Raw genomic sequence first — 12,442 nt, forward strand, 5'->3', positions numbered from 1 at the left:
AACACCTGGTAAAAATCGAAAAATGCCACCGACTGTTCAAGTTCAAAAAGATGCTCAGGCTGCCAGTTCCCTGTCAGTGCCTGCTGAAGTACTTCAGGCGTCTTCTTACATCTGACATCACGATACTGGATCAATATTGAAGGATCGCGCTCACCACTGACAATAGCTCTGACGATTGAAAGACCGGTAACGCCAGTGATATCCGATACGGCATGATGTAATTGCACATTCATCTGCATCAACGCCTTCTGCATATGCTGGATATGCGCAGCCCGGTATTCAGTCAGGCGTTCCCGTTGTCTCAAATAAGACCTGAGTACGGAAATGTCGTGTTCAGGTCTGAAACTGGCCCGGAGAAGACCAAATGAATGCAGTTTCTGCAGCCACTGTGCGTCGTTGACATCAGTCTTGCGACCGGGAACATTTTTTGCGTCTCTGGCATTAACAAGGATCACATTGAAACCCGCAGCTTCAAGGATCTCAAAAGCAGGCAACCAGTAAATGCCTGTGGACTCCATGGCGACGGTCGTAATGTGACAGGTTTTGAGCCAATCGGACATCCGATGAAGGTCGCCGGTGAAACTTTGAAAAGTTCTGACCGGCTCGGCGTCAGCATCAGGCGGTACGGCGACAACGTGGAATTCAGCGCCAATATCAACGCCCGCAGCATGAGGATGGACAATAGACATTCGGGAGGATTTTTTCATGGAAATCTCCTTGCTCATTTCGATGAACGAAGGAGGGGACGACGGAGAAATCACCTTCCTGAACGGGATCAAAGTCACCACTGTCGGATCCGCCACAGTCCCTGAACCATGTTTTTTTACGGGGTCATACCACCAAAAGGCCGACGGCTGCTTCCTTCGTTAAATTAGCCTGCCAACTTCTCCGGGGAGTTTCTGAGACTCAGGACAGGGTTTGACCCATGGACAGTTTTTTAATATGTCCCGTTCGTCGGTAACCCGTTTCAGCTCTTTCTGGAGACGGCGGATCTCGGCCTGAGCATCTGACTGTTCTTTATGAGTGGAAGAATCCGGACCGTACTTCTTTATCCAGGCATAAAGGCTGTGGGTGGTGATATCGAGACGTGTTGCAACGCTGGCAACAGAATAACCGCGATCAACAACCTGTTTGACTGCTTCAGTTTTAAACTCTTCGGGATAACGCTTACCGCTCATGGGCACCTCTCTTTAAGCCATCTTAAATGACTCTGAGGTGTCTGTTAAACCCGTGGCGATTCAACCCTTGAACGTTAATCATTCTCAGGTAAGTTAACAGGGATTTTCATAGTTATTCTTCGCAAAATCAGTCCTGCTGAATATGCACAGTCCGTATGACAGAAAAAAGTATTCAACTAATAATTTGCGAAAGAAATATTACAGCATTTACCTTTATGAAATTTAGGTTAAATCACTATAGTGATTACAAATAATATCAATTATCGTTATGTAAATCCTTATCATTGAAGGTTGCAAGACAAAATATTATATTTTTGTCTCTTCAATCTTAAGCTTTCCTTAAGATTGAAAGATATATTTTTATGGTTTTTTTTATTTTTATCATCGCTATATTGTTTTGACTAATGTGGGAGCAATTGAATCCTTGTATGCGACATTTCGCTGGTTTGTTAGGAAAGGGAGGAAAACATGGGCTAAAACTCGAAAAGATTTAGTGGTGCGTTTTCTTATACCTCTTGCGCTATCTATGTAAAGTATAGGCGGTAGAGCTTAATGAAAACAATTGATCCAGGAATTCTGAATCATGCCTGTTCTTTGCGCGATAAATTTATATTATTCCATTAGATGAATCTATTTCATCATTAGCATTTTATGTAAGGGTCTATCCAGAAAGGGTGCAGAATGGGGGGTAATGGTCCCAACTTATTGATAGTGTTTTATGTTCAGATAATGCCCGATGACTTTATCATGCAGCTCCACCGATTTTGAGAACGACAGCGACTTCCGTCCCAGCCTTGCCAGATGCTGCCTCAGATTCAGGTTATGCCGCTCAATTCGCTGCGTATATCGCTTGCTGATTACGTGCAGCTTTCCCTTCAGGCGGGATTCATACCGCGGCCAGCCATCCGTCATCCATATCACCACGTCAAAGGGTGACAGCAGGCTCATAAGACGCCCCAGCGTCGCCATAGTGCGTTCACCGAATACGTGCGCAACAACCGTCTTCCGGAGCCTGTCATACGCGTAAAACAGCCAGCGCTGGCGCGATTTAGCCCCGACGTAGCCCCACTGTTCGTCCATTTCCGCGCAGACGATGACGTCACTGCCCGGCTGTATGCGCGAGGTTACCGACTGCGGCCTGAGTTTTTTAAGTGACGTAAAATCGTGTTGAGGCCAACGCCCATAATGCGGGCGGTTGCCCGGCATCCAACGCCATTCATGGCCATATCAATGATTTTCTGGTGCGTACCGGGTTGAGAGGCTGTGTATGTGAACTGTAACTGCCATGTTTTACGGCAGTGAGAGCAGAGATAGCGCTGATGTCCGGCAGTACTTTTACCGTTACGCACCACCCCGTCTGTAGCTGAACAGGAGGGACAGCTGATAGAAACAGAAGCCACTGGAGCACCTCAAAAACACCATCATACACTAAATCAGTAAGTTGGCAGTATCACCACCTCTGCCTTCGCAAAGAGGGGCCTTAACCGATAGAAATCTCGTCCGCCCATTTTGTCGCTGCCTGCATGGCCTCGATGACGGAGAACTCACTGATATTCAGCGTATGGCAGATTTCTGAAGCGCCTTCCCAGTTATACTGTTCATAACACAGAGAAAGAGCCAGTATGTTATAAAGATCTCCTTGATGTTCACAAAGCGCAGCTGAGACAGCATGCGGAACTGATATCTGTTTAATTAAATCTTCCATCGGTACTTCAAGAATAATATCTAACAAGGAGAACAGGCCACACACAAATGCATTACAGGGTAATAAAGCGCGTTCTGTCTGGCGGGCAATCAGTTCACAAAATTTCCCGCGGACCATACTTAAATGATAGCACTCAGAAACGCCAGCCACGCCCATATTTGCCAGTGCAGCTACCGTAACAAAACGCCTTATCGCATCACACCCCAGATACATCAGCATTTCTTTCAGGGTAAAATTATCTGTTTTCATAATGCCATGCGATTTAAACAGTAAGTTTCTTACATAACGCATTATTTTATAAGACAACGTCAGATCCGTTTTTAGCAGGCTTTCAATAGCTGAAAAATCAGGGGCCTCCCTGTTTACCTCCATCATCAGCCTGCATAAAGAGAGCGTATTCTGAGGAAGACATTTATTCTTCATAATCTCGGGCCGGCTAAAGAAATACCCCTGAAAAAAAGAGAAACCCGCGCTCCTGTACAGATCAAATTCTTCCTTCGTCTCCACTTTTTCTGCGAGAAATTCTGTGGTTTTTAACCAATCTTGTTTTACGTTTATATAATGAAGGATATCCTGATAGCTATTTCCTCTTATATCAAATTTAATGACACTGATATACCTGAGGAAGCGATCCCACGAGTCTTTCATCGTGAAATCATCGAGGGCAAGCTGATAGCCTTTGTTATGCAGGTCCTTCACCGCATCGAAGAGCCTTTCATCAGGTATGGCGTTTTCAAGAATTTCGATAACCACATTCTCGTGCGGCAAAGCGTCTCCCAGGCCACTGATGAGCATCTGGTGCGGAACATTGATATAAGCACTATGACTGCAGGCAATGCGGGGAACAGGAATGCACAGAAACTGATCTGATATCACCCGTGAAGTGGCATATTCTGGCGAAACATCAGGAAAAGCATTATTCATACCATCCCTGAAAAGAAGCTCATAAGCGATAGTGCGCATTTCCCGGTCAAAAATGGGCTGGCGTGCAATGTAGGAATACATGTTTATTGTCCACAGATCGGAATTAAGGTTTTAATCAGTTCAAGCTTAACACAGACTATTTCAGCAATAAATGTGATCCGGTGCAAAAATCATGCATAAAAGAACCGGGAATATACGACATTCATATTCCCGGAAAAAAGAATTGATCACTGAGTTGTTACATAACTACATCATGATTGTGTTCGCAAGGATGGCTGCTGTCCAGAGGGAGTAAATCTTTATCCTAAATATTTGACACATTTCAAAGAACCAGAAGTAATGAATACATCTTCACCCTCCGCTATCAGTTGTCGCAACTGATTCGTATTATCGTAAATATAATTTAATAAGTTAACAAACCATGATCGGGCTACTTAATTAATCATGCCCGAAATTTCACGAATAAGAATGCAACGTTTTCCTGTAAATATTCATACGTAAATAGTACTCGTAAACCGCGAAAGTTCTGTATAGTGTGAATACACCTGTCTATTATTGAAATTTATTCGTGCTGTGACCGGAATCATCCTGATCCACAGGAAGGTAAAAACCTGTCCATAGCCGCCATGCTTCCGGCGATCGGATGGCCTGGCTGAATCCGGCCCTGCTGAACGGCTCAGGTTTAAGGTTCCTCTGCGTTCTGCAGTGATAACGCCCAGGGCAATACCTGTGAAAACCTGCCGGCATAACAGCAAAAACAAAATTTCAAAGGGCAGTGACTGAGTTTCACTGTCCTGTAATCAGGGCTTTTCCCTGCATCCGGACTGGCGCACGGCAGCAGGCACGGTGCATCCTCTGACCGCCTGTTGCATAACAGATATTTCACCCTTTTTTTCTGACGTGGCCGGATGAATACCTTCCCATTATGTCAGAATACCCATGGTAATACGTCTGATGAACAGCAAAGAAGGGTCATCTAATTTTAATGAACTTGTCGGGGAAGCTGCCTTCGATGTTCTTTTCACGGGTCAGCCTGTCACGACCGCCTCGATAATTCATGCATTGCGGGCGCGTATGCTTACAGAACAGAACAGTGAAAGATGTCTCGCCTATCAGGCTGCAATTGACACTCTTACTTCTTACGCAGAAGCAGCCAGTGTTCAGCGATCGCCGAGGAAGAAGGGCATTACCCGTTCACCTGCGGAACAGTTTCCCCCTGTACGGCCAGGTAAATACCGGCACTGACTTCGCTGATCCAGCGGGACAGACGTGAAAGCCCGCCCCCCAATCCTGATGGCATACTCCAGGGAGATATAAACACGTTACGGACAAATCAGAAGAAGACCACAGTGCAGGGCAGTAATGGCGGAAGAACACGCCAGCACTGATGGTTCATTGTGATGTGTCTGCCGGGCCGGCGGTACCGACGAAGATGTCATCAATCTGGCTTCAGACTGACTGTCGTGCCCGGCCATCCTTTTTCAGTTTTTCCGGTAAGGATGTCAGCGGCAGCAACAGGTCATCCCTTCCGTGGCTTTGTTGAATAAATCGAACTTTTGCTGAGTTGAAGGATCAGATCACGCATCTTCCCGACAACGCAGACCGTTCCGTGGCAAAGCAAAAGTTCAAAATCACCAACTGGCCCACCTACAATAAAGCCCTCATCAACCGTGGCTCCATAACTTTCTGGCTGGATGATGAAGCTATTCAGGCCTGGTATGAGTCAGCAACACCTTCTTCACGAGGCAGACCTCAGCGCTATTCTGACCTTGCCATCACGACTGTGCTGGTCATTAAACGCGTGTTCAGGTTGACCCTGCGGGCTGCACAGGGTTTTATTGATTCCATTTTTACACTGATGAATGTTCCGTTGCGCTGCCCGGATTACACCAGTGTCAGCAAGCGCGCAAAGTCGGTTAATGTCAGTTTCAAAACGTTCACCCGGGGTGAAATCGCGCATCTGGTGATTGATTCCACCGGGCTGAAGGTCTTTGGTGAAGGCGAATGGAAAGTCAAAAAACACGGCAAAGAACGCCGTCGTATATGGCGAAAGTTGCATCTAGCCGTTGACAGCAACACACATGAAATCATCTGTGCAGACCTGTCGCTGAACAATGTGACGGACTCAGAAGCCTTCCCGGGTCTTATCCGGCAGACTCACAGAAAAATCAGGGCAGCATCGGCAGACGGCGCTTACGACACCCGGCTCTGTCACGATGAACTGCGGCGTAAGAAAATCAGCGCGCTTATCCCTCCCCGAAAAGGTGCGGGTTACTGGCCCGGTGAATATGCAGACCGTAACCGTGCAGTGGCTAATCAGCGAATGACCGGGAGTAATGCGCGGTGGAAATGGACAACAGATTACAACCGTCGCTCGATAGCGGAAACGGCAATGTACCGGGTAAAACAGCTGTTCGGGGGGTCACTGACGCTGCGTGACTACGATGGTCAGGTTGCGGAGGCTATGGCCCTGGTACGAGCGCTGAACAAAATGACGAAAGCAGGTATGCCTGAAAGCGTGCGTATTGCCTGAAAACACAACCCGCTACGGGGGAGACTTACCCGAAATCTGATTTATTCAACAAAGCCAATTTATGTTTGGATCGTGTTAATTCTTTATTAAGAAGAAAAATAGTTCTTAAAATAGCACTCTTTGCCAAAATTTACGTTAAAGAATTCTTTGAATCTGCCGTTTTTAATATAATAACGGGAGAGGAAGTATGAACAGTTTTTATCATTTTAAACAGGCGCTGGATTCAAAACAAAAAAATATGGCCATGTTGATTTTACGGGATAAGACAGAATCTGTCGCCCGGAAAATCATGGAAAAAGCAAAGATCCATGTTCCTGATTATAAGGGCCGGATATTCTGGCAGTGGGTTCAGAAATATATCATCAGAGCATGTGCTCAACGTGAGGATAAAAACATTGTCTATTCAGACCACCGGGAAAATATCCACCGGCAGACGTCTCAGTTCTCTGCCTATACTCAACCCGTGGGGGACAGATTTGGTCAAAGTCATTGCGCTGGCCGCAATGATCACAGACCACATCAATACGGTGCTGCTGAGTTCGCCGCGACTGGAACTGTATGCGCTGGGCAGGACAGCATTTCCCCTGTTTGCTCTGATTTGGGCCATGAATGTCTGCCGGGACCCGGCGAGACTTCAGTTGAGGGCACGCCGGCTGTGGATTTGGGCGGTGGCCACACAACCGGTATTCACCCTGACTTTTCAGGGGCTCGTTCCCTGGTACGCGCTGAACATACTGTTCGTCTTTGCCGGCGTCACACAGCTGCTGGCACTCCGCCACAGCGCAGGCAAATATGGCGCACTGTGCGGCCTGGTATTGCTGGCTATCATGGTCTGGCCGCTGACGCCTGCCAGTTATGGCATTCCGGGTCTGGCCCTGTCTCTGTCCCTGGCACTGTGGTTCGCGTTACCGGCGGGCACTCAGCGCAACGCGTCGGGTTTCACGGCAGTGATATCCCTGGCGATGCTCAATGGGGTAACACATCTCACCGATGCCCCGTTAGCCGCCCTGGTATTTGCAGTTATTCCGACGATGCTTCTTCCGGCCGTCGCAGTGAATGTCGTAGAAAAAATTCAGATCGGCCATACGCAGCGGTTTATGCATCGTCACTTCTTTTACCTGGCTTATGTGGGCCATCTCATAGTGCTGAGCCTTATCCGGTATTTCAGCTGATACGTCGGCGCCGGCTGAACGTGCAACCACGATATTTCCACCGAGAACAAACAGAGGATCTCTGATGAGCAGCAAAACTGGACAGGCAATTTGTGCCGGGATAAACAGACATATCACACATCCCACCGGCCGCGCGCGTTCCAACGCCATTGCGCATTCCGGGCGCTATGTGGCGCTTAACCCTGCAGAAATCGAATGCTTTATGTCGTTACAGGGGTCCGCTTGGAAAACGGAAAATATCCTACGTTAAGCCTGTTTCTTTAGCTGGCATTACAAAAAGCGAGCGTCTGCATGGTATAGACAGACACCCGAATACGATAAAAATGAGACGAAAAAAACAGGTTACTTAACCCGCTTCCCCGTTTCGTCAATGACCTTTTCGCCGTCCTCTTTGGTAAACGCTCCTTTCTGACCTTCAGGTAGAATATCCAGCACTATTTCTGAAGGGCGGCAAAGACGAGTGCCAAGCGGCGTAACGACTACCGGCCGATTAATCAGGATCGGATGTTGAAGCATAAAATCAATCAACTGCTCATCACTGAATTTCTCTTCATCAAGGCCCAGGCGTTCATAAGGCTCAACATTCTTACGCAGTAATGCACGCACCGTAATTCCCATATCTGAAATAAGTTTAATCAGCTCATCACGTGTCGGTGGCGTATCGAGGTAATAAATTATCGTCGGTTCGTTGCCGCTGTTACGTATCATCTCCAGCGTGTTGCGTGAAGTGCCGCAGGCAGGGTTGTGATAGATGGTAATGTTGCTCATATCTGTATCTCATTACAAAGTGATGGAGAGCCGCAACGCCAGCGCGGCCAGAGTGACAAACAGCACGGGCAGAGTCATGATAATGCCGGTGCGGAAGTAATAACCCCAGGTAATCGTTATATTTTTCCGGGCAAGAACATGCAGCCAAAGCAGGGTTGCCAGACTGCCAATCGGGGTGATTTTCGGGCCTAAATCGCAGCCAATCACGTTGGCATAAATCATTGCCTCTTTGACGACGCCAGTCGCCGTACTCCCGTCAATCGACAGCGCGCCAATCAGCACCGTCGGCATATTATTCATTACCGACGACAGGAACGCGGTCAGGAAGCCGGTGCCGAACGTTGCTGCCCATAACCCCTTTTCTGCCAGCAGGTTCAGTACACCAGACAGATACTCCGTGAGCCCTGCATTGCGCAGGCCATAGACCACCAGGTACATGCCCAGCGAAAAAATCACGATCTGCCATGGCGCACTGCGCAGGACTTTCCCTGTGTTGATGCCATGACCTCTTTTCGCCACGATAAACAGTACTGCTGCGCCAGCAGCTGCTATCGCGCTGACAGGGATCCCCAGCGGCTCCAGAACGAAGAAACCGACAAGCAGCAATAACAGGACAATCCAGCCCGCCCTGAACGTTGCCGCATCCTTTATCACACTGGCAGGCGTCTTCAGCAGCGAAACGTCATACGTTGCCGGAATATCCCTGCGGAAGAAGAGATGCAGCATGATCAGCGTGGCCGCAATCGCTGCCGCATCCACGGGGATCATAACGGAGGCGTACTGCGTAAAGCCCAGATCGAAGAAGTCCGCCGAGACGATATTCACCAGGTTAGAAACAATGAGTGGCAGGCTGGCCGTATCTGCAATAAATCCTGCAGCCATGACAAAGGCCAGTGTCGTGCCCTGGCTGAACCCCAGTGCGAGCAGCATCGCAATCACAATCGGCGTCAGGATCAGCGCGGCGCCATCATTGGCGAACAAAGCAGCAACAGCGGCACCGAGCAAGACTATCCAGGTGAACAGCAGGCGGCCACGTCCGTTACCCCAGCGGGAGACGTGCAGTGCGGCCCATTCAAAGAAGCCGGACTCATCGAGCAGCAGGCTGATGATGATGACCGCAATAAATGCCGCTGTCGCGTTCCAGACGATATTCCAGACAACGGGAATATCAGCGATATGAATGACACCGGTTCCCAGCGCCAGCACAGCCCCGATACTCGCGCTCCAGCCAATACTCAGGCCTCTGGGTTGCCAGATCACCAGTACCAGCGTCAGTAAAAATATACTCCCTGCCAAAAGCATCTCAGACCCCATCATATATGATTTTGTAAATATGTTTTCCTGCCTCAGCAGGAGGTGCAGGCTGATTTGTCCAGCCATCCACGTACATCCTCGCGCAGACACTGCCAGGTCGTCGTGATTGTCTCTGCTGCCCACGCCGGAATATGGGGTGACAGACGATAGTGGATCCATTTGCCTTCCCGACGGTCAAGAACCAGATCAGCCTCGCGAAGGATAGCCATATGTCGCGAAATTTTGGGCTGCGATTCGGAGGTGGCAACGCAGATATCGCAGACGCACAATTCTCCGGACTCCCGGAGAAGCATGACGATGGCTAGCCGTGTTTCATCCGACAGGATTTTGAAAAGCTGAACAGGTTGTAGCATTTTTCACTCCGTTCCCTTTAGAATACACATATGTTAGATCATATGTATTAACTTTAAAATCACCTGTTCTCTCCGGAGGAGAAAAATGGAACAATTTCCAGCCCTGAATACTGACTGTTTTGATCAACATATTGCCGAACGTCTGCACCTGCAGGAGCCCCCACGGATTCTGATCCTGTATGGCTCAGTAAGGGAGCGCTCCTACAGTCGCTTTGCCGCGGAGGAAGCAGGTCGCCTGCTGACGGCGATGGGCGCGGAGGTGAAATTCTTTAACCCCTCCGGTTTACCCCTGCCGGATGATGCCCCGGATACGCACCCTAAAGTCTCCGAGCTACGCGGGCTGGTCAGATGGTGTGACGGGATGGTGTGGAGCTCGCCGGAACGGCACGGGGCTATGAGCGCGGTGATGAAGGCGCAGATCGACTGGATACCGTTGAGTGAAGGCGCGGTTCGTCCTTCGCAGGGCAAGACACTTGCAGTGATGCAGGTTTGCGGCGGTTCGCAGTCCTTCAATGCCGTGAACCAGATGCGCATTCTGGGCCGCTGGATGCGGATGTTCACAATTCCCAACCAGTCCTCGGTGGCGAAAGCCTGGCAGGAATTTGATGAGAACGGAAGGATGAAGCCGTCCTCATGGTACGACCGTATCGTAGATGTCGCAGAGGAGTTGTTTAAAATTACGTTGCTGCTCAGGGGACAAACCAGCTACCTTGCAGATCGCTACAGCGAACGAAAAGAGAGTCATCAGGAACTTTCGTACCGCGTCAATCAGGAAAAAATATAACGCCTTCTGATCGTATAAATACACACCATGAGCGTTTTCACAAAGTCTCCTTCTGCCAGGCAGCGGATAATCTTACATGTGTCTGTCGTTTTCAGAAGACGGCAGACCGGACTAAAACTATAGGCATATCATTTGCCTTCAACAAGTTCACCGAACAGCTCTTTCACCCTGTTTCTGGCGTCCGTTAGCGCTATGTGCCCTTGTCCGGTGATTTCATATACTCGCCGACTTCGTCGACCGGCCTGAACATGTCGTGAAGTGAGATACCCCTTCTTTTCCATACCGTGCAGCATCGGATACAGGGTACCCGGGCTGAGTTGATAACCGTGGTGTCGCAATTCCTCAATGATGCCCAGACCAAAGACGGGTTCTTTGGCTGCATGATGCAGGATGTGCAAACGGATCATCCCGCCGTAAAGATCTTTGTCGGTCACGCCCGGAACCTCACAGTGCTAAACTCAACAACCAACCCGCAACACCGCAACTCACTACGACCAGCCACGGCGGCAGTTTCCAGAACATCAGAGCGACCAGTGCCACAAGGGCAAGGCCGAAATCTTGCGGAGCGAGAACTGCGCTCGTCCATACTGGTTGATAGAGAGCTGCCAGCAGAAGGCCAACTACGGCTGCATTAATACCCTGCAACGCTGCTTGTGTACGGATATTGCGGCGCAGACTTTCCCAGAACGGCAATGCTCCCACAATCAGAAGGAAGGACGGTGCGAAAATTGCCAGCAGACAAACCAGACCACCCAGCCAGCCAGAAGGCACCTGGTTCATCGAAGCCCCGAGAAAGGCTGCAAAAGTGAACAACGGTCCAGGAACGGCCTGGGCAGCGCCGTAGCCAGCCAGGAATGTATCAGTGCTGACCCAGCCAGAAGGAACGACTTCAGTCTGCAGTAATGGCAGCACGACATGCCCGCCTCCAAAAACCAGTGATCCGGTCCGGTAGAAAGTTTCTACCATTAACAGCGTCGGATTTGGGAATATCGCCGTCAGCAATGGTAACCCTGTCAGTAGCACAAAGAACAGCGTGAGCCAGAACAATCCGACGCGACGCCGTATTGAAACGGGCAGCGGATCATGTACCGTCGTCTGCTGAGGTTTGAACAGTAACATGCCAGTGACAGCCGCAGTGACGATTACTCCCACCTGTCCCCAGGCCGATGGCACAAGAAGCACAAAGCAGGTTGCTACTGCCATGACAGTAATACGCGGTATATCCGGGCAAAGATTTCGGGCCATGCCCCATACAGCTTGCGCGACCACCGCAACGGCTACCACTTTCAGCCCATGCAATACACCAGAGGGCATCACATCCCCGTAACTGGTCATCCCCAGCGCAAACAGGATCAGTGCAACTGCTGACGGTAGCGTGAAGCCGGCCCATGCTGCCAGCGCCCCGGTATAACCGGCCCGGGACAGCCCGAGCGCTATACCAACCTGACTGCTTGCTGGTCCCGGAAGGAACTGGCACAGAGCGACCAAATCTGCATAGCTGCGCTCGGTCAACCACTGCCGTCGCGTCACAAACTCATCGCGGAAGTAACCCAGATGGGCAATTGGGCCGCCGAAGGATGTCAGGCCAAGTCGGAAGAAAATCAGAAAGACAGCCCAGGGGCTGTGATCATTCCTGGCAGTATCGTTCATGGTCAGATCCTGATTGCTGGTTTTATTGGCTATTATAATCGAATTTCGTTATCGAAATTCG

10 protein-coding genes and 2 pseudogenes are annotated in these 12,442 nt (G+C 49.6%); 3 read left to right on the forward strand and 9 right to left on the reverse strand.

Annotated elements, in window-relative coordinates; genetic code table 11:
• Positions 1 to 5 precede the first annotated feature (5 nt).
• From ACS0RQ_RS27865 to ACS0RQ_RS27880, 4 genes and pseudogenes are all read right to left on the reverse strand, one after another.
• Positions 6 to 707 (reverse strand): annotated as a pseudogene (locus tag ACS0RQ_RS27865) (IS110 family RNA-guided transposase); the annotation flags it as partial.
• Positions 708 to 935: 228 nt separating this feature from the next.
• Positions 936 to 1,178 (reverse strand): annotated as a pseudogene (locus ACS0RQ_RS27870) (transposase); the annotation flags it as partial.
• Between the two features lie 702 nt (positions 1,179 to 1,880).
• A protein-coding gene (locus ACS0RQ_RS27875) for an IS1-like element IS1A family transposase (protein ID WP_334634863.1) occupies positions 1,881 to 2,578 on the reverse strand; the annotation gives its coding sequence in 2 pieces (ribosomal slippage) (positions 1,881 to 2,329 and positions 2,329 to 2,578; 699 coding nt in all).
• A gap of 80 nt (positions 2,579 to 2,658) precedes the next feature.
• Positions 2,659 to 3,888 carry an EAL and HDOD domain-containing protein gene (locus tag ACS0RQ_RS27880; protein WP_109267829.1) on the reverse strand — a complete coding sequence of 410 codons (1,230 nt, stop codon included), beginning with the start codon at positions 3,886 to 3,888 and terminating at the stop codon, positions 2,659 to 2,661.
• Between the two features lie 1,483 nt (positions 3,889 to 5,371).
• On the opposite strand from ACS0RQ_RS27880, the gene ACS0RQ_RS27885 reads away from it, so the two are divergent.
• Both ACS0RQ_RS27885 and ACS0RQ_RS27890 read left to right on the forward strand, forming a co-directional pair.
• Positions 5,372 to 6,340, forward strand: a complete 969-nt coding sequence (locus tag ACS0RQ_RS27885; RefSeq protein WP_023279773.1) for an IS5 family transposase — start codon at positions 5,372 to 5,374, stop codon at positions 6,338 to 6,340.
• A gap of 395 nt (positions 6,341 to 6,735) precedes the next feature.
• On the forward strand, positions 6,736 to 7,512 hold the full coding sequence (locus ACS0RQ_RS27890) for a TraX family protein (RefSeq protein ID WP_334634519.1): 777 nt from the start codon (positions 6,736 to 6,738) through the stop codon (positions 7,510 to 7,512).
• Between the two features lie 342 nt (positions 7,513 to 7,854).
• Here ACS0RQ_RS27890 and arsC read toward each other — a convergent pair whose 3' ends face one another.
• Genes arsC through ACS0RQ_RS27905 form a run of 3 tightly spaced genes read right to left on the reverse strand, consistent with a single transcriptional unit; the run spans position 7,855 to position 9,947 of the window.
• Positions 7,855 to 8,280 carry a glutaredoxin-dependent arsenate reductase gene (arsC, locus tag ACS0RQ_RS27895; protein WP_047368856.1) on the reverse strand — a complete coding sequence of 142 codons (426 nt, stop codon included), beginning with the start codon at positions 8,278 to 8,280 and terminating at the stop codon, positions 7,855 to 7,857.
• Between the two features lie 12 nt (positions 8,281 to 8,292).
• A complete protein-coding gene (locus ACS0RQ_RS27900; RefSeq protein ID WP_047368891.1) occupies positions 8,293 to 9,582 on the reverse strand; it encodes an arsenic transporter in 1,290 nt (429 codons plus the stop codon).
• Between the two features lie 44 nt (positions 9,583 to 9,626).
• Positions 9,627 to 9,947 (reverse strand): transcriptional regulator, encoded by a 321-nt coding sequence (locus ACS0RQ_RS27905; RefSeq protein ID WP_047368857.1) that lies wholly within the window; start codon positions 9,945 to 9,947, stop codon positions 9,627 to 9,629.
• Positions 9,948 to 10,032: 85 nt separating this feature from the next.
• On the opposite strand from ACS0RQ_RS27905, the gene arsH reads away from it, so the two are divergent.
• The gene (gene arsH / locus ACS0RQ_RS27910; RefSeq protein ID WP_016151343.1) at positions 10,033 to 10,731 is read left to right on the forward strand and encodes an arsenical resistance protein ArsH; all 699 of its coding nucleotides are present in this window, start codon (positions 10,033 to 10,035) and stop codon (positions 10,729 to 10,731) included.
• 128 nt (positions 10,732 to 10,859) lie between these two features.
• Here arsH and ACS0RQ_RS27915 read toward each other — a convergent pair whose 3' ends face one another.
• Positions 10,860 to 11,165 carry a PadR family transcriptional regulator gene (locus tag ACS0RQ_RS27915; protein ID WP_004206574.1) on the reverse strand — a complete coding sequence of 102 codons (306 nt, stop codon included), beginning with the start codon at positions 11,163 to 11,165 and terminating at the stop codon, positions 10,860 to 10,862.
• A gap of 10 nt (positions 11,166 to 11,175) precedes the next feature.
• Positions 11,176 to 12,381 (reverse strand): chromate efflux transporter, encoded by a 1,206-nt coding sequence (gene chrA, locus ACS0RQ_RS27920; RefSeq protein WP_004206572.1) that lies wholly within the window; start codon positions 12,379 to 12,381, stop codon positions 11,176 to 11,178.
• Positions 12,382 to 12,442 lie beyond the last annotated feature (61 nt).

The sequence above is a fragment of the Phytobacter diazotrophicus genome, assembly GCF_052061655.1.
Classification (GTDB): Bacteria; Pseudomonadota; Gammaproteobacteria; order Enterobacterales; family Enterobacteriaceae; genus Phytobacter; species Phytobacter diazotrophicus.